Raw genomic sequence first — 17916 nt, 5'->3', positions numbered from 1 at the left:
CGCCTGCGTAGACGCCGATAAAATTATTCTGATGCAGGCGGCCAACACCGGCCTGACCGAAGGTTCGACCCCCAACGGCAATGATTACGATCGCGAGATCGTGATTATCAGCACTCTGCGCCTGGATAAACTGCATCTGCTGGACAAAGGCGAGCAGGTGCTGGCCTGGCCCGGCACTACCCTCTATTCGCTGGAAAAAGCGCTCAAACCGCTGGGTCGCGAGCCGCACTCAGTGATCGGCTCGTCATGCATCGGCGCATCGGTGATCGGCGGGATCTGCAACAACTCCGGCGGTTCGCTGGTGCAGCGCGGGCCCGCCTATACCGAAATGTCGCTGTTCGCGCAGATTGACGCCGACGGCAAGCTGAAGCTGGTCAACCATCTGGGCATTGATCTCGGCAGCACGCCGGAGCAGATCCTCAGCCGCCTCGACGACGAGCGCATCAGCGATAGCGATGTGCTGCACGACGGCCGCCACGCCCACGATCACGACTATGTGACCCGCGTGCGCGATGTCGATGCCGACACCCCGGCGCGCTACAACGCCGACCCGGACCGCCTGTTCGAATCCTCCGGCTGCGCCGGCAAGCTGGCGGTTTTCGCCGCGCGTCTGGATACCTTCCCGGCGGAAAAACGCCAGCAGGTGTTTTACATTGGCACCAACCAGCCGCAGGTATTGACCGAGATCCGCCGCCATATCCTCGCCGAGTTCCAGCATCTGCCGGTGGCCGGGGAATATATGCACCGCGATATTTACGATATCGCCGAGAAGTATGGCAAAGACACCTTCCTGATGATCGACAAGCTCGGCACCGACAAAATGCCGTTCTTCTTCACCATGAAGGGGCGCACCGACGCGATGCTGGAGAAAGTCTCGCTATTTAAGCCGCACTTTACCGACCGCTTTATGCAGAAGCTCGGCCACGTCTTCCCGGCGCACTTACCGGAGCGGATGAAAACCTGGCGTGATAAATATGAACATCATCTGCTGCTGAAGATGGCCGGGGATGGCATCGAAGAAGCGCAGCGCTGGCTGACGGAATACTTCCAGCAGGCCGAGGGGGATTTCTTCGCCTGTACGCCGGAGGAAGGCAGCAAGGCGTTTCTGCACCGCTTTGCCGCCGCCGGCGCGGCCATCCGCTATCAGGCGGTGCATGCTGACGAAGTGGAAGATATTCTGGCGCTGGATATCGCCTTGCGCCGCAACGATACCGAGTGGTTCGAACATCTGCCGCCGGAGATCGACAGCCAGCTGGTGCATAAGCTCTACTATGGCCACTTTATGTGCCATGTGTTCCATCAGGATTACATCGTCAAGAAAGGGGTCGACGCCCACGCTCTGAAAGAGCAGATGCTGGCGTTGCTGAAAGCGCGCGGCGCCCAGTACCCGGCGGAGCATAACGTGGGTCATCTGTATGAGGCCCCGGAGAGCCTGCAGCAGTTCTATCGCCAGAACGATCCGACCAACAGCATGAACCCGGGGATTGGTAAAACCAGTAAGCAGAAATACTGGGGTGAAGCGGCACCAACGCCGGTCTCCCCGGCGGATCCGCAATAATCAGCGGCAGGACTATTCAGCCTGGCGCTTCTGTATTACGCTGCACGCCGGAGAATGTCTCTCCGGCAGATTCAGGAGCGCCGCCATGCCCGCAGAGGCCCCGTTACTCGACAGTGATTTAGAAATTCGTGAAGCGCTGCCCGACGATGCGCACGCCATCGCCGCGCTGTATGTCTGGCACGTGCTCAATGGCCGCGCTTCCTTTGAAGAGATCCCCCCTACCGTTGACGAAATGCGTAAACGGATCAAAACCGTCCGCGATAACGGGCTGCCCTGGCTGGTGGCGCTGTGGCGCGGCGCCATCGTCGGCTACTGCTACGCCACCTTCTATCGGCCTCGTCCGGCCTATCGTTACACGCTTGAGGAATCGATCTACGTGGAATCCGGGATGGGCGGGCGCGGCATCGGCAGCGCGCTGCTGTCGCGGCTGATCGCCGAATGCGAGAAAGGCCCGTGGCGGCAGATGCTGGCGATCATCGGTGATGGCCATAACAATGCCGGTTCGCTGGCGATCCATAAAAAGTTTGGTTTTACCGTGGCGGGTCAACTGCGCAGCGTGGGCTACAAAATGGGCGACTGGCGAGATACGTTGATTATGCAGCGCGCGCTGGGTGACGGCGACTGGACGCTGCCGGAGTGATATCCGGCGTCAAATCCCCGGCTCGCGGCGTAAACGCCTTAGCCGAGCTACCGTTCAGCGCGGTTCCGTAGAGGCGTCAGCCGCCATACTGCACAAACACCGGCACTCGGCCTGATTGCCCGGCGGCGCTGCGCTTGCCGGGCCTACGAAGGGGGCGAACCCGGCGCCAAATCACGTAGCCCGGATAAGGCGCGAGCCGCCATCCGGCACAAACGCGGCACGGTGTCGGGTATATTGCCCGGCGGTGCTGCGCTTGCCGGGCCTGCGAAGGGGGCGAACCCGGCGCCAAATCACGTAGGCCGGATAAGGCGCGAGCCGCCATCCGGGGGACATGTAGATTAATCGTTCTGCGCGGTCTGCGCGCCGCCTTTCAGCATCGCCTCTGCCATCTGCGATTCGCGCTGCTTTTTATAGCTCAGCGCCGAGGCGGGTACCGGCATCACTTTCCCGGTCTCGATCCAGGTCCGCAAGCGGCTGGCGTCGGCGAAGTGGGTGTATTTACCGAAGGCATCCATCACCACCAGCGCCACCGGGCGTTGGTTAATCACCGTACGCATAATCAGGCAGTGGCCGGCAGCGTTGGTGAAGCCGGTTTTAGTCAGCTGGATATTCCAGTTATCGCGATACACCAGATGGTTGGTGTTGCGGAACGGCAGGCTGTAGGCCGGATGGGCGAAAGTGGCGGTCTCTTCTTTGGTGGTGCTCAGCTGGCCAATCAGCGGATACTGCTCGCTGGCGATCAGCAGTTTGGTCAGATCGCGGGCGGTGGAGACGTTATGCACCGACAGGCCCGTCGGCTCCACGTAGCGGGTATGAGTCATGCCCAGCGCCTGGGCTTTGGCGTTCATCGCGCGAATGAAGGCATCGTAGCCGCCTGGATAGTGATGCGCCAGGCTGGCGGCCGCGCGGTTCTCGGAAGACATCAGCGCCAGCAGCAGCATCGTGCGGCGGCTGATTTGGCTGTTGAGGCGCACGCGGGAGTAGATCCCCTTCATTTCCGGCGTATGGCTGATATCCACCGTCAGCATCTCATCCATCGGCAGATGGGCATCGAGCACCACCATGGCGGTCATCACTTTGGTGATTGACGCCATCGGGCGCACCAGATCCGGCTGGCTGGCATAGATGATTTTTTTGGTGGCCAGATCGACGATCATGGCGCTGCCGGAGGCGATATCCGGCTGCGAGGCGGCAACCGCCGCGGAGGTTTTTGCTAACGCCTGGGGCGCAAAAGGCACAGCCAGCAGCAAGGTCAGGCTGAGCAAAGAGACTCGAAATTTCGGCATCATGGGCATTCTGAAAAGTATTTTTGCACGTTATGGAACGTACGCCGCGAGGTTAAGTGGGCAACATCGCTGGCAAACGCCATCATACCGCGCCGTAAGGCCCTGTGCCTAATAAGAATCGTGAAGAAATGCTGCATTGCCGACACAAAATACATATTTGCCGGCAATGCATATTATCCAGTGACGTGCGATCAGAAGAGTCGGTAACCATACCCCCACAGTACCACGGTGATCGCCAGCAGCACTTCCAGTACCAGCACTCCGATGGCCAGCGTCGAACTGGCGAAGCTTAAACCCTCTTCCCGGTTAATGCTCAGGAAGGTCGGGATGCCCAGATAGAGCAGATAGCCGGTGTAAAACAGCGCGATGGTACCGATCAGCGCGCACAGCCAGACCAGCGGATAGAGCGCCACAATCCCGCTCAGGAACAGCGGCGTGGCCACATAGCCTGCAAACACCATGCAGCGTTTCAGCGAAGGCTGCTGCGGATACTGCCTGGCCATCCACCAGATAACCCGCCCCATGATCGCCACCCCGGCCAGCATCACGGCGTAAAACAGTACCGCCAGCGCCAGACCGGTCAACATCGACAGTTTAATAACGGTGCCGTCGCCGAAGTTCCAGCCCAGCTGCGTGGTGCCGATAAAGGCGCACACCACCGGAACCGCCGCCATCAGCAGCACATGGTGCGTATAGTGATGAGAAATGGTTTCATTCTCGCTCTTAATCACGCTCATTTCCCGGTTGGGATGAGCGAAGAGCCCCCAGACATGGTTCATAGCGTCCCCCTTGTCACGGCTTCGTACTGCACTGATCCAAGTATAATTCACCCTGTAGATTATTTTGTGTACAGCGCAAAAAATCTGCGTCGCCGCGTTTTGGTCAGCAGGGTGTATGATTAACAGGTGATGAGATAAGGAGATAAGCTGTTTATGGATATCAATCACCTGATTTCCCAGTATGGCTACGCGGCGCTGATCGTCGGCAGCATGGCGGAAGGTGAGACCATTACCCTGCTGGGCGGCGTCGCAGCGCATCAGGGGTTACTGAAGTTTCCCCTGGTGGTGATCGCCGTCGCCCTCGGCGGGATGATTGGCGATCAGCTGCTCTATCTGGTCGGCCGCCGCTTCGGGGGACGCATTCTGCGCCGTTTCGCCAGCCAGAAGGCGCGAATACGTAAAGCGCAGCGCATGATCCAGCACCGGCCGTGGCTGTTTGTCATCGGCACCCGCTTTATGTATGGCTTCCGGGTAATCGGCCCCCTGCTGATCGGCGCCAGCCGCCTGCCGCCGCGCATTTTCCTGCCGTTGAATATTGTCGGAGCGCTGGTGTGGGCCCTGCTGTTTACCACCATTGGCTATCTCGGCGGCGAGGTGGTTGGCCCGTGGCTGCACCATCTGGACGCCCATCTGAAGCACTGGATCTGGCTGATCCTCGCGGTAGGACTGGTGGTCGCCGCCCACTGGTGGCTCAGGCGGCGAGAAAGGAAGAAGAAAGACTAAACGGCGCCCCCGCAGGCGCGCCGTTGCGCCGGTTATTTCACGCTCTGGTGATAGCCGCCGCCGAGAGCAGAAGTCAGCTGAATGCTGGCGTCAATCCACTGGCCGTGCAGGCGCAATGCGGTAATGCGCTCCTGCAGCGCCGGGAGCTTCGCCATACTGACTCTGGAGCCGGGTAAGATCCCCGCCGCCATTCGGGCCTGCGCCAGGTTCACCACCCGCTGGGCGTCTTTTTCAACCTGCTGCTGCTGCTGGCTTTTGGCCATCAGCGTCTCGACCTGGCTGGCGGTTTTCGCCACCTGGTTGACGGCATCCACTACCGCTTTGTTGTACTGCGCTATCGACAGGCTGTTCTGCGCGCTGGCAATATCCAGATTGGCATTGAGGCGGCCGCTGTCAAAGATCGGCAGCGTCAGTCCGGCGGTGACGCCCATCTGCTGCGCCGAGTGACGGAAAAGATCGCTTAAGTGCAGGGCATCCTGCTGCAGGAACGCCATCAGATTGATGTCGGGATAAAACGCCGCTTTCGCCGCGTCCACTTCGCTCAGCGATGCCTCAATGTACCAGTGAGCAACCTGCAGATCCGGGCGGCGCGCCAGCAGCTCATAGCCGAGGGTATCAGGCAGCTGCGCGCTGACCGTCGGCAGGCTGACCGGTTTGAGATTCAGCGACTGGCTCTGGCTGTTGGTCAGGGCCATCAGGCGCGCTTCAATCTCTTTCATCGTGCCCGCCACGTCCGCCAGCTGCTGGTCGGTTTTGCTGACGTTAATATCGTTCTCCGCCCCTTCGGCGGAGTTGGTGATCCCGCGCTGCAACAGGGCCTTGTCGACCGTCACGATATTATTTTGCTCACCCTTCACCTGCTGCAGCACTGCTTTAATCGCCGCCTCCGTCTGCCACTGCCAGTACAGGCGCGCCACGCTGCCAGAAAGCAATTCGCGGGTCTGGGCCTGCTCCGCCACCTGGGCTTTCAGCTCGCCGATGCGCGCTTTCACCAGCGCGCGGTTTTTACCCCACAGGTCCAGATCCCAGCCAGCGGTCAGGCCGAAGGTGCCGTTGGTGTACCACGGGCCGGTATTGCCGTCGGTGTCGGTGGCGAACGGCCCCATCAGGCCTTCGGCCGACATGCGCTGGCGTTCAACATCGGCGGAGAAATCCATCTCCGGGCCAAGATTCGCCTGCGACATTCGCGCCTGCGCTTCGGCAAGCCTGATGCGCTGTTCGGCAATTTGCATATCCGGCGCATTGGCGAGTGCACGCTGAATCAGATTATCCAGTTGGGCATCGTGGTAGTCTTTCCACCAGTCGGTCTGCGGCCAGCCATTTTTCACGGCGGCAGGGAGATCCATGGAAACATGGGAGGCTGGAATTTGCTGCTGCGGCGGATTAGCAACCTCATGAGATGGCGCGCAGCCAGCCAGCGCGATGGCCAGGGGCAATGCCGCCAGCACGCTTTTATTTAATATCAATTTCATTAGACAGGTCAGATAACTTAATCAGGTTGGTTATCATAAGTTAATTGAATTAAACGCGTTTAGTAAAGCGTGTGACTAAATTATTAGTTAGCTAAAAATAAACAACCTTATCAATTCAAGGGATGAATATGAGCCAGAATATTTATGACGACCCGCAGTTTTTTGCCGGCTATGCGACCCTCGATCGCTCGGTGAAGGGGCTGGATGGCGCACCGGAGTGGCCTTCCCTGCAGGCAATGTTGCCGCCGATAACCGGTTTGCGGGTGGTGGATCTCGGCTGCGGCTACGGCTGGTTTTGCCGCTGGGCACAGCAGCAGGGAGCCAGCCAGATAACCGGTTTTGATATCTCCCAGCGCATGCTGGCGCAGGCGCGGGAGATGACCCGCGGGGATGAGATTGTCTACCGCTGCGCCGATCTGCAAACCCTGACGCTGACCGCCAACAGCTGCGATCTGGTCTACAGCTCGCTGGCGCTGCATTATTTACCGGACATTGCCCCGCTCTTCGCCACCCTGCAGCAGGCGCTGGTTCCCGGCGGCACCCTGGTCTTTTCCGCCGAACATCCCATCTATACCGCCCCCTTGCAGCAGGGCTGGCGGGTGGATGACCAGGGACAGAAAAGCTGGCCGGTCAGTCACTATCAGCAGGAGGGTGAGCGCGTCAGCAACTGGTTTGCCGAGGGCGTCATCAAGCAACATCGCAAGCTCTCAAGCTGGATAAACGCGCTTATCGCCGCGGGTTTTGTGCTGGAGCAGCTGGATGAGTGGGGTCCGAGCGCCGAACAGATTGTCCAACAGCCCGCCCTGGATGAAGAGAAAGAACGTCCGATGATCTTTTTACTGCGCGCGCGTAAACCGGGCTAATCCCCCGCCCGGCGATGGCCGGGCGGGCATGCTTTACGCTTTCAGGCTGGCGCCGCGGCTGGCAATCACCTCTTTATACCAGTCAAAACTCTTCTTCTTACTGCGCGCCAGGGTGCCGGTGCCGTCATCATGACGGTCGACATAGATAAAGCCATAGCGCTTCGACAGCTCCGCCTTCGAGGCGCTCACCAGGTCAATCGGCCCCCAGCTGGTAAAGCCCATCAGCTCAACGCCATCGTCAATGGCTTCCCGCGCCTGCACCAGATGGTCGTTCAGGTAACTGATGCGGTAGTCATCGTTAATGCTGCCATCGGCTTCCACCTTATCCTTGGCGCCCAGACCATTTTCCACGATAAACAGCGGCTTCTGATAGCGATCCCACAGCACGTTCAGCAGCGTACGCAGGCCCAGCGGGTCTATCTGCCAGCCCCACTCCGAGCTCGCCAGGTGCGGGTTCGGCACCATGCTGAGAATATTGCCGCGCGCCTGCTGGTTCAGCGCCTCGTCGGCGGTGACGCAGCCGGTCATGTAGTAGCTAAAGGAGATAAAGTCGACGGTGGTTTTCAGCGCTTCACGATCGGCATCGGTAATGGTGAGTGTGATACCGTTGTCGCGGAAAAAGCGCAGCATATAGCCCGGGTACGCGCCGCGCGCCTGCACGTCGCCAAAGAACTGCCAGCTGCGGTTCTCCTGCAGCGTCTCAAACACATCTTCCGGTTTGCAGCTCAGGGGATACATCAGCCCGCCGAGCAGCATATTGCCGATTTTGCCCTCGGGCACCAGCTCGTGACAGGCTTTAACCGCCAGAGCGCTGGCCACCAGCTGGTGGTGAATCGCCTGATACACCTCGCCTTTGCTGCTGCCGGCCGGCAGGCCGACGCCGGTCATCGGAGCATGCAGCGACATATTGATTTCGTTAAAGGTCAGCCACAATTTGACCTTATTTTTATAGCGGCTGAACACCGTGCGGGCGTAGCGCTCAAAGAAACCAATCACCTCCCGGCTGCCCCAGCCGCCGTAGTTTTTTACCAGCGCCCACGGCATTTCATAATGCGACAGCGTCACCAGCGGGGTGATGTTGTGCTTCGCCATCTCGTCGAACAGCTTGTCGTAGAACGCGAGACCGGCTTCGTTGGGCTCGGCGTCATCGCCATTGGGATAGATGCGGGTCCAGGCGATGGACACCCGCAGGCAGTTAAAGCCCATCTCGGCGAACAGAGCGATATCTTCCGGGTAGCGATGGTAAAAATCGATCGCCACATCCTTAATACCGCTGTCGCCGGGTACGCGCTCGACCACCTCGCCGAACACGCCGTGCGGCTGCACATCGGAGGTGGATAAGCCTTTGCCCTCTTCCAGATAAGCCCCTTCCACCTGATTCGCCGCGGTCGCGCCGCCCCATAAAAAATCCGCCGGGAATGTTTTCATCTCTCTCTCCTGTGATTAATGGCTGACTGACAACAGCGGCTGGCCGGCTTCGACGGCGCTGGACGCCACCGTATCAATTTCCCGGTAGTCGTCGCTGTTGCTGATAATAATCGGGGTCGCCAGGTCGTAACCGGCATCCAGAATCGCCTGACGATCGAACTCGATCAGCAGATCGCCGGCCTGCACCCTGTCGCCCTCTTTGACATGTGCGGTAAACGGCACGCCGTCGAGTTTGACCGTGTCGATGCCGACGTGGATCAACAGCTCAATGCCGCTGTCGCTCTGCAGGCCGATGGCATGTTTAGTCTGAAACAGGGAAGCCACTTCGCCCGGGAACGGGGCAATCACTTGGCCCACCGCCGGGATAATGGCGACCCCTTTACCGAGCAGGCCGCTGGCGAAGGTGCTATCCGGCACCTGCTCAAGGGCGATAACGCTGCCGCTCATCGGCGCCAGAATATCGTTTGCCGAGGCCGGGGCTACCGTCACGGCGCCCGGTGCAGCGCTGGCGCGCGGCATGCCGGCGAAGAAGGTCAGCACGCAGGCAAGCACGAAAGCCACGCCGGTGCCGATAAGCCCGCCCCAGACGGTGGCGTCAATCCCGCCAGGCGGGATCATCTGCGCCGGGAAAAAGATATTCGGCACACCGAACGAGTAAGCATGGCTATTACTGAAGGCAGTGATCGCCCCGCCGATGGCGCCGGCGATACAGCCGAAGATAAACGGACGACGCAGCGGCAGGGTCAGACCGTAGATAGCCGGCTCGGTGATGCCAAACAGCCCGGCAGAGAAGGCGGAACCGGCCAGCATCCGCTGACGCGCATCGCGGGTGGCCAGCAAAATCCCCAGAACCGCCCCCACCTGGGCAATCACCGCCGGAAGAATAATCGGCAGCATGGAGTCGTGACCAAGTACCGTCATGTTGTTGATCATCAACGGCACCAGCCCCCAGTGCAGGCCGAAAATAACGCACACCTGCCACATGGCGCCCAGTACCGCGCCCGCCAGCCATGGGGCAAACGCATAAATGAACTGGTAGCCGTTGGCCAACAGATGGCTCAGCCAGGTGGCGACCGGGCCAATCACCAGGAAGGTGAGCGGGACCACCACCGCCAGGCAGATCGCCGGGGTGAAGAAGTTTTTCATTGATGACGGCAACAGCGCGTTGCTCTTGCGCTCCAGCCAGCAGCAGACCCACGAGGCGAGAATAATCGGGATCACTGACGAGCTGTAGTTGATAAAGGTCACCGGAATGCCGAGAAAGTGCTCCACCGCCGCGCCCGGCGCCTGGCTGGCCTCAAAGGCCTGAATCATCAGCGGGTGGGTTAACGCCCCGCCAATCACCATCGAGATAAACGGGTTGCCGCCAAACTTCTTCCCAGCGGTATAGCCAAGAAACAGCGGGAAGAAAAAGAACAGCGCGTCGCTGGCGGCAAACCAGATTTTATAAGTCCCCTGCTCCGGCGTAAGCCAGCCGCAGGTCACCGCCAGCGCCAGCAGGCCTTTCAGCAGACCGGTCGCCGCCATCACGCCGATAAACGGTGTAAAAATGCCGGAAATGATGTCGATAAGCTGGCTTAACACCGATCCTTTAGCCGCTTTTTCCCCGGCAACCGGTTCGCTGTCATCGCTTAACCCCGCCTCCTGGCGCACCGCCAGCCAGACGTCGTGAACGTGGTTGCCAATCACCACCTGAAACTGGCCACCGCTCTCCACCACCATAATGACGCCCGGATTGGCCTTCAGCCCTTCGGCATCGGCTTTGCCGTTATCTTTCAGTTTAAAACGCAGACGTGTCGCACAGTGAACCAGACTCACAATGTTCTCTTTGCCGCCGACGCGGTTGAGAATATCCTGCGCGAGTGCTTTATATTCCATGCTCTTTTCCTTACTGCCGCTGCCCGCAGACAACCGGCGACTGAGTAGTAAAAATAAAAAAACCCGAGAACCACGCCGGTGGGCGTCGCGCTCAGGTTTTGCCTGCATCATGCAGTAACAATCCAGTTTTGTTGGGGGAATTAACGCCCCTCTTTTCTTACCCGTTCGATATGAATGGCAAGAAACATAATCTCTTCGGTGGTCAGCGACCGCTGATACTGCTTTTGCAGATGCGTCGCCACCGTTTCCGCACACTTCCACGCTTTAGCGTAGTTATCTTTCACCGCGCTGTGCAGCGAGACGTCGTCATCTTCCACCACCGTGCGCGTCAGCATCCGCTGGGCGAAGAACTTGAGATGAGTGACAAAGCGCTGATAGCTCAATGACTCTTCGTCATAGTTAAGCTGCAGCTGATACTTCACCAGCTGCAGGATCTCCTGCATCACCCGGGTCACGTGCATGACCTCCGGCATTTCGCTGTTGAGCTGCGCCGTCACCAGATGCAGGGCGATAAATCCGGCTTCATCCTCCGCCAGCTCCACACCAAGCCTTTTGGCAATAATGGCCCTTGCCTCCTGACCCAGCGCGAACTCCTTCGGATACAGCCGCTTAATCTCCCACAGCAGCACGTTACGCAGTGCGATGCCCTTTTTCTGCCGCTCGATAGCAAAATGACAGTGATCCGTTAATGTGATGTACAAACTTTCCTGTAGCTTGCCCAGCCGCCCGCGTGCCAGGTCGATAATGCGATCGCAGGTGGTCATCACTTCTAGCGGTATCTGACTGAGTAACTCACCTAAACGGCCTACCAGTTCATCGCTCTGTAAGGCGAAGACTTTTTCAATTTTACTGTCGTCCAGCACGTCGCCCGGGCGTTTCTGAAAGGCCAGCCCTCGCCCCATCACCACCTGTTCGCGCCGGTGCTCGTCAAGAACCACCACCACATTGTTATTGAGTACTTTGGCGATTTGCATATAGACCCCAGAAACAAAAAAACCTGACCCCCGACGAAACGCCAGGTGATCAGGTTTTGCCTGCCGCAGCAGTTGCAATCCAACACCCGCACTGTAACAACTTCTGCTGCGCGCTCAACCTGACAAGTGAAAAAACGTGATTAAGATCGCGACTATCAGAAAGTCACCACCGTTTTCCACTCCACCACCCATGCGTCCTGGGTCTGCGCGACGCCGCCCGGACGGTGCCAGTACTGCAGGCCCGGCTGCAGCTCCAGCCAGGAAACCGGGCGGAAGCGATAATAGAGCTCGCCGTTCAGCGAATGACCGGCCACCGGCTGGTAAGCCGGATCGTTATAGTCGGTGGCGCCGCTGAGTTGATTCATATAGCGCTGGTTACTTGCGTAGTGGTTGCTCATGTCGATCCACGTCAGACCAAAGCCAATCCAGTCCTCCGGGCGGGCGTCAAATAGCCCGCGGTAGCGCATGGAGGCGGCGACGGCGGAGTGGATATAGTTACTGCGCTGGTCGCTGAGGCTGCCGCTCAGCGAGACGCTCATCCCCCGCAGCGGGTCGTCGGCGTGGCGGGTGATCTGCTGGTTCAGGCCGGCGTACATAAACCAGGTGCTGTCGTGCTCGGCGTAGCCTTGCGGATCGGTCGCCCCGGCGCCGCCGGATTTGCCGCTGTAGAGGTCGGTTTGCGGCGCGTTGGTCCAGACCACACCCAGGTTATAGGCTCCCGGCAGGCCATTCATCAGCGGACGGGTTTCGATCTCCATCGGCAGTAAAATGCCTTTGCTGCCCTTCGTCGACCCGCTCCAGGCGTGACTGCGCGCGGTAGCCTGCGGGTTTTGCTCCATCACCCCGCCTTTCAGGGTGACCGTCGGCGTCAGCTTGTACTCCAGGGTGGTGCCCCAGGTGTGGATGTTCCAGTTATTCCAGGTCAGCGAGTTGGCCGATTTCCCACCGCACTGGGTCAGTAGCTGAAAATCGCAGGGAATGATCTGGTCGAAAGTTTGCACCTTGTTCATCATGCCGATGCGCCAGGTCAGGCGACGGTCGTCAAAGCTGCGGGCAAAGGTCAGCCAGCCGAGGCGGGTGATCGACCCGCCGCCCCAACTCTCCTGCGACAGATCGTTGAAACTCACCCGCGGATCCTGCAGCCGTTTCGTGGTGAGGTTATCATCGTGGTTACGGTTGACGATGTTGCCTTCGAGACGCGCATCCGGTATGCCGGTCCAGCGCTCCAGATCCTGGGTAAAGGTCAGCGCCACCTGGTCAATATAGGCCAGGTGTTTATCATGGTCGTAACCGCCGCCGGCGTTGTAGGCCATCTCGTTAAGATACCCGAGATTATAATGAAAGCCGTTCTCTTCGAGGATCGGACGAATGCCCAGCATATCGCCCAGCAGCCCCTGCTGCCCGGCTTCGAACCCCAGCACGCTGCCGTTCCACGCCGGAGTTTCCGCGGCGCTCACGGCAGGCACCATTGCCGCCAGCGCCGCGCCGATCAAAAGCTGATTTATTTTTTTGTTATGCATTGTGATATCCACCGTGACTGAATAAAAACAAAGGGGATCCCCAGGCTATTTATTCACCTGTTTTCTTTTTTAAAAAATGAATGGCAAAGGGCGTCCGCCGGTAATAAAACCGCGACGATGCCAGAGAAAACGTTAATTACAACCTATTGTTTTACATAACCATTTTTTCACCATTGAATTTTAGCCAAAAAAAAACCTAAGCACTTTCCGCCACGAATGACGAAAGTGCTTAGGTTTTGCCTGGGTTCAGTAGCAATCCTGAATTGATTGACCGCACATTATCACTTTATTCAACTCATGCCTACCAGCAATAGGCAGGCAAGTAATAATATGTGAAGCAAATAACAGTATGGTGTTTAATAGCGGGCGATGGCCGCCGCTATTTCAGCAGACGTTTGCAGGGCGCGAATTTCATTAAACAGGGTCAGCGCCTCACTATATTCCTTGCGTAAATAGCCTAACCATTGCTTAATTCTCGCCACATGATACAGACCGGTGTCGCCCTGCTTTTCCAGGCGGGTATATTTTTGCAACAGCTGAACCACCTGCGGCCACGGCATGCGCGGTTCGTTGTATTTGATCACCCGGCTGAGGTTCGGTACGTTGAGCGCCCCGCGGCCAATCATCACCGAATCGCAGCCGGTGACGGCCATACAATCCTGGGCGCTTTGCCAGTCCCAGATCTCGCCGTTGGCCACCACCGGAATGGTCAGACGCTGGCGGATCTCACCGATCGCCTGCCAGTTAATGCGTTCGGCTTTGTAGCCATCTTCTTTGGTGCGGCCGTGAACCACCAGCTCGCTGGCCCCGGCCTGCTGCACCGCATCGGCGATTTCGAAGCGCCGTTCGCCGCTGTCCCAGCCGAGTCGCACCTTGACGGTCACCGGCAGATGATCGGGAACCGCTTCGCGCATGGCTTTCGCACCGCGATAGATCAGCTCCGGATCTTTCAGCAGCGTCGCCCCGCCGCCGCTGCCGTTCACCAGCTTAGACGGACAGCCGCAGTTTAAATCCACCCCCCACGACCCCAGCTCCACCGCGCGGGCGGCGTTTTCCGCCAGCCACTCGGGATATTGTCCCAGCAGCTGGACGCGCACGCGGGTGCCGGACGGCGTGCGGCTCTGATGATGCAGTTCCGGGCACAGCCTGTAGAACGATTTTACCGGCAGCAGTTGATCCACCACGCGCAGAAATTCGGTGATGCACAGATCGTAATCGTTAACCTCGGTCAGCAGCTCGCGCACCAGCGAATCGAGCACGCCTTCCATCGGCGCCAGTAGAACACGCATATCGTTATCCGGAAAAAAAAGAGGCGCTATGGTAGCGCCTCCAGGCATTGGTGGAAAGCGCTCAATGCGTCCGGCCTGCCGTACGCCATTCCCCGTTCGGCGAATGCGGCAAAGCGAGGAGATAATCTCTATGCTTTACAGGAGTCTGCGGCGTCTCATGCCGCCTTTATTTGCCGCGCCTCGTTCAAAAAGGTAGCGTGGGACTCCATATACCCTAAGCTGCGAGCTGTCGGGTCCTGCCGGGAGAGGCTATTGTTCCCGTACGCTATCAGCGCTATGCGTAGAATTCATGATGTGATCGGTAGCACATTTTAGGGATTAATTGTATGATGAATGCACTTCATCAAGGGTTATTACCATGAGTAAATCGCTGACTATTATCTGGCAGTACCTGCGGGCCTTCGTCCTGATTTACGCCTGCTTATACGCCGGAATTTTTATCGCCGGACTGCTGCCCATCACTATCCCCGGCAGCATCATCGGCATGCTGATCCTCTTCGTGCTGCTGGCGCTGCAAATTATGCCGCCGCAGTGGGTCAATCCTGGCTGCAATATCCTGATCCGCTATATGGCGCTATTGTTCGTGCCCATCGGCGTCGGCGTGATGCAGTACTGGGATCTGCTGCGCGCCCAGCTGGGGCCAGTCGTCATCTCCTGCGCAATCAGCACCCTGGTGGTGTTTGTGGTGGTGAGCTGGAGCTCTCACCTGGTGCATGGCGAACGTAAAGTGATTGGGCAAAAGGAAAAGAAAAATGATGCATGAAATCTGGTGGTCGCTGCCGCTAACCCTGATCGTCTTTTTTCTCGCCCGCAGGCTGGCCGCCCGCTTTAAGTTCCCGCTGCTCAACCCGCTGCTGGTGGCGATGGTGGTGATAATCCCGTTTCTGCTGCTGACCGGGATCTCCTATGAGCGTTATTTTGCCGGCAGCAAAGTTCTGAACGATCTGCTGCAGCCGGCGGTGGTCGCGCTGGCCTTTCCACTGTATGAGCAACTGCACCAGATCCGCGCGCGCTGGAAATCAATCATCACCATCTGCTTTATCGGCAGCTGCGTGGCGATGATCACCGGTACTACCGTTGCCCTGCTGATGGGCGCCACGCCGCAAATCGCCGCCTCTATTTTGCCTAAGTCAGTCACTACGCCGATTGCCATGGCGGTCAGCGGCAGCATCGGCGGCATTCCGGCCATCAGCGCCGTGTGCGTGATTTTTGTCGGCATCCTTGGCGCGGTATTCGGCCATACGCTGCTTAACCTGATGCGCATTCGCACCAAAGCGTCACGCGGCCTGTCAATGGGTACCGCCTCGCACGCCCTCGGCACCGCCCGCTGTGCGGAACTGGACTATCAGGAAGGGGCGTTTAGCTCGCTGGCGCTGGTGCTGTGCGGGATCATCACCTCGTTGATGGCGCCGTTCTTATTTCCGCTGATCCTCGCGGTGGTGGGATAAATTGTGATTTAAATCACATTTTTTAATGCAACAAATCAAAGTTGCATAAACAATGAGATATTCATCACATATGAGACTGCTGGACGCCCGTACACTGGCTTCCCATTACATTGTTATGAGGCAACGCTATGCACTCACGTTTTCAAGCTGCTTTGACGACTCTGGCAGCAGACCTGCAGGCGGCCATCGCCCCGATGCTCGCCGACCCGCACTTCCCGGCGCTGCTCGAAGCCGATCAGGTGGCGACGCTGCAGCAGGCGACAGGTCTGGACGAAGACGCGCTGGCCTTTGCGCTACTGCCGCTTGCTGCCGCCTGCGCGCGCGCCGACCTTTCTCATTTTAACGTCGGGGCGATCGCCCGCGGCGTCAGCGGCCGCTGGTACTTTGGCGGCAATATGGAATTTCTCGGCGCGACCATGCAGCAGACCGTTCACGCCGAACAGAGCGCCATCAGCCACGCCTGGCTGCGCGGCGAGACCTCCCTGCGCGCTATTACGGTGAACTACACGCCGTGCGGCCATTGCCGTCAGTTTATGAACGAACTGAACAGCGGACTGGCGCTGCGCATTCATCTGCCGGGCCGCGAAGCGCATGCCCTGGAGCACTATCTGCCGGACGCCTTTGGTCCGAAAGATCTGGAGATCAAAACCCTGCTGATGGATGCACAGGACCATGGCTTCCCGGTGAGCGGCGATGCCCTGACCCAGGCAGCCATTCAGGCCGCCAACCGCTGCCATGCGCCCTACAGCCACTCGCCCTCCGGCGTGGCGCTGGAGCTGAAAGACGGCACCATTTTCAGCGGCAGCTATGCGGAAAACGCAGCGTTCAATCCGACGCTGCCGCCGCTGCAGGGGGCGCTGAATCTCCTGAGCCTCAACGGCTATGATTATCCCGCTATCCAGCGGGCAATCCTCGCGGAGAAAGCCGACGCGGCGCTGATCCAGTGGGATGCCACCGTCGCCACCCTGAAGGCGCTGGGCTGCCAGAATATCGAGCGCGTCCTGTTAGGTTGATCAGCCTGAGCAGATTGCCGGATGACGGTTTTGCCTTATCCGGCCGACCTGTTATACCGTGATGTTGTCGGGTGGCACTACGCTTACCCGACCTACGGTTCGCGCCATGGCGAGCTGAAGATCTCTATGCCGGGTGTCGGCTCACGCCTTACCCGACCTGCGTTCGGCGATCTGTCTATATTGCTGAAAATCCCCGCAATCAAACGCGGGTTTCTTGCGCTTACCCGGCGGGTAAAGTAGCCTGAAGACTCCGTTGTCTATTATTGAGCCAAGTTCATGTTAAAGCGTGTGTTCTACAGCCTGTTAGTCCTGCTCGGCCTGCTGCTGTTGACCGTGCTGGGCCTTGACCGCTGGATGAGCTGGAAAACCGCGCCCTATATCTATGATGAGCTGCAGGACCTGCCCTACCGTCAGGTCGGCGTGGTGCTGGGCACCGCCAAATATTACCGCACCGGCGTCATCAATCAGTATTACCGCTACCGCATCCAGGGTGCGCTGAACGCCTACAACAGCGGCAAGGTCAACTATCTGCTGCTGAGCGGCGATAATGCTCTGCAAAGCTACAATGAACCGATGACCATGCGTCGGGACCTGATTAAAGGCGGCGTCGATCCCGCCGATATCGTGCTGGACTATGCCGGCTTCCGTACGCTCGACTCAATCGTCCGTACCCGCAAAGTGTTCGACACCAACGACTTCATTATCATCACCCAGCGCTTCCACTGCGAACGGGCGCTGTTTATCGCCCTGCATATGGGGATCCAGGCCCAGTGCTACGCGGTGCCGTCGCCGAAGGATATGTGGAGCGTGCGGCTGCGCGAGTTCGGCGCCCGCTTTGGCGCGCTGGCGGACCTCTATATCTTCAAACGGGAACCGCGCTTTCTCGGCCCTCTCATCCCCATTCCGGCGCAGCAGCATGACGTACCGGATGACGCCCAGTCCTACCCGGCAGTCACTCCGGAGCAGCTGCTGGAACTGCAGAAAAACACAAAACCCGCCAATGAGTGATATAAGATGCATTAATCATGCGATGCCAAAACAATGC

17 protein-coding genes are annotated in these 17916 nt (G+C 58.7%); 9 read left to right on the top strand and 8 right to left on the bottom strand.

Annotated features, from left to right (window positions below):
- Positions 1-1558, top strand: a 1558-nt coding sequence (gene dld, locus CW267_RS19910; RefSeq protein ID WP_101148652.1) for a D-lactate dehydrogenase, incomplete at its 5' end; no start/stop codon positions are given.
- A gap of 85 nt (positions 1559-1643) precedes the next feature.
- Complete coding sequence (locus CW267_RS19905; protein WP_008804045.1) at positions 1644-2198, top strand: GNAT family N-acetyltransferase; 555 nt, start codon at positions 1644-1646, stop codon at positions 2196-2198.
- A gap of 338 nt (positions 2199-2536) precedes the next feature.
- Here the strand turns inward: CW267_RS19905 and pbpG are convergent, their stop codons facing one another.
- Together pbpG and CW267_RS19895 are read right to left on the bottom strand one after the other, a co-directional pair.
- On the bottom strand, positions 2537-3487 hold the full coding sequence (gene pbpG / locus CW267_RS19900) for a D-alanyl-D-alanine endopeptidase (protein ID WP_022064810.1): 951 nt from the start codon (positions 3485-3487) through the stop codon (positions 2537-2539).
- 188 nt (positions 3488-3675) lie between these two features.
- Positions 3676-4263, bottom strand: coding sequence for a Yip1 family protein (locus tag CW267_RS19895; protein WP_008804043.1), 588 nt, complete (start codon positions 4261-4263; stop codon positions 3676-3678).
- A gap of 153 nt (positions 4264-4416) precedes the next feature.
- Here CW267_RS19895 and CW267_RS19890 point away from each other — a divergent pair, with 153 nt between their 5' ends.
- The gene (locus tag CW267_RS19890; RefSeq protein WP_008804042.1) at positions 4417-4986 is read left to right on the top strand and encodes a DedA family protein; all 570 of its coding nucleotides are present in this window, start codon (positions 4417-4419) and stop codon (positions 4984-4986) included.
- Between the two features lie 32 nt (positions 4987-5018).
- Here the strand turns inward: CW267_RS19890 and mdtQ are convergent, their stop codons facing one another.
- Positions 5019-6458 carry a multidrug resistance outer membrane protein MdtQ gene (mdtQ, locus tag CW267_RS19885; RefSeq protein WP_008804041.1) on the bottom strand — a complete coding sequence of 480 codons (1440 nt, stop codon included), beginning with the start codon at positions 6456-6458 and terminating at the stop codon, positions 5019-5021.
- A gap of 128 nt (positions 6459-6586) precedes the next feature.
- Here mdtQ and CW267_RS19880 point away from each other — a divergent pair, with 128 nt between their 5' ends.
- Complete coding sequence (locus CW267_RS19880) at positions 6587-7321, top strand: class I SAM-dependent methyltransferase (RefSeq protein WP_032736030.1); 735 nt, start codon at positions 6587-6589, stop codon at positions 7319-7321.
- A 33-nt stretch (positions 7322-7354) separates the two neighbouring features.
- Here the strand turns inward: CW267_RS19880 and CW267_RS19875 are convergent, their stop codons facing one another.
- From CW267_RS19875 to dusC, 5 genes are all read right to left on the bottom strand, one after another.
- Positions 7355-8749: a glycoside hydrolase family 1 protein gene (locus CW267_RS19875; RefSeq protein ID WP_008804039.1), complete on the bottom strand. Its 1395-nt coding sequence runs from the start codon at positions 8747-8749 to the stop codon at positions 7355-7357.
- A 15-nt stretch (positions 8750-8764) separates the two neighbouring features.
- Positions 8765-10738 carry a PTS beta-glucoside transporter subunit IIABC gene (gene bglF, locus CW267_RS19870; protein WP_162542789.1) on the bottom strand — a complete coding sequence of 658 codons (1974 nt, stop codon included), beginning with the start codon at positions 10736-10738 and terminating at the stop codon, positions 8765-8767.
- Between the two features lie 29 nt (positions 10739-10767).
- On the bottom strand, positions 10768-11601 hold the full coding sequence (gene bglG, locus CW267_RS19865; protein ID WP_002912842.1) for a transcriptional antiterminator BglG: 834 nt from the start codon (positions 11599-11601) through the stop codon (positions 10768-10770).
- A gap of 155 nt (positions 11602-11756) precedes the next feature.
- Entirely contained in the window at positions 11757-13121 is a 1365-nt protein-coding gene (locus CW267_RS19860; RefSeq protein WP_100781289.1) for a carbohydrate porin, read from the bottom strand.
- Between the two features lie 356 nt (positions 13122-13477).
- Positions 13478-14410, bottom strand: coding sequence for a tRNA dihydrouridine(16) synthase DusC (gene dusC / locus CW267_RS19855; RefSeq protein ID WP_012541036.1), 933 nt, complete (start codon positions 14408-14410; stop codon positions 13478-13480).
- A gap of 358 nt (positions 14411-14768) precedes the next feature.
- Between dusC and CW267_RS19850 the strand changes: the two genes are divergently transcribed.
- From CW267_RS19850 to sanA, 5 genes are all read left to right on the top strand, one after another.
- The gene (locus CW267_RS19850; protein ID WP_004201620.1) at positions 14769-15173 is read left to right on the top strand and encodes a CidA/LrgA family protein; all 405 of its coding nucleotides are present in this window, start codon (positions 14769-14771) and stop codon (positions 15171-15173) included.
- A complete protein-coding gene (locus CW267_RS19845) occupies positions 15163-15858 on the top strand; it encodes a CidB/LrgB family autolysis modulator (RefSeq protein WP_008804035.1) in 696 nt (231 codons plus the stop codon). The genes CW267_RS19850 and CW267_RS19845 overlap by 11 nt, the downstream gene beginning before the upstream one ends.
- 128 nt (positions 15859-15986) lie before the next feature.
- Positions 15987-16871 carry a cytidine deaminase gene (gene cdd / locus CW267_RS19840; protein WP_012541034.1) on the top strand — a complete coding sequence of 295 codons (885 nt, stop codon included), beginning with the start codon at positions 15987-15989 and terminating at the stop codon, positions 16869-16871.
- A 21-nt stretch (positions 16872-16892) separates the two neighbouring features.
- Positions 16893-17111 carry a hypothetical protein gene (locus CW267_RS19835; RefSeq protein ID WP_100781288.1) on the top strand — a complete coding sequence of 73 codons (219 nt, stop codon included), beginning with the start codon at positions 16893-16895 and terminating at the stop codon, positions 17109-17111.
- Positions 17112-17147: 36 nt separating this feature from the next.
- Positions 17148-17879: an outer membrane permeability protein SanA gene (gene sanA / locus CW267_RS19830; protein ID WP_008804033.1), complete on the top strand. Its 732-nt coding sequence runs from the start codon at positions 17148-17150 to the stop codon at positions 17877-17879.
- The last annotated feature ends 37 nt before the right edge of the window (positions 17880-17916 follow it).

This window comes from Klebsiella sp. X1-16S-Nf21 (genome assembly GCF_002837615.1).
Classification (GTDB): domain Bacteria; phylum Pseudomonadota; class Gammaproteobacteria; order Enterobacterales; family Enterobacteriaceae; genus Klebsiella; species Klebsiella variicola.
The sequence above is the reverse complement of the archived record's forward strand: the minus strand, read 5'-3'. Positions and strand labels throughout refer to the sequence as shown.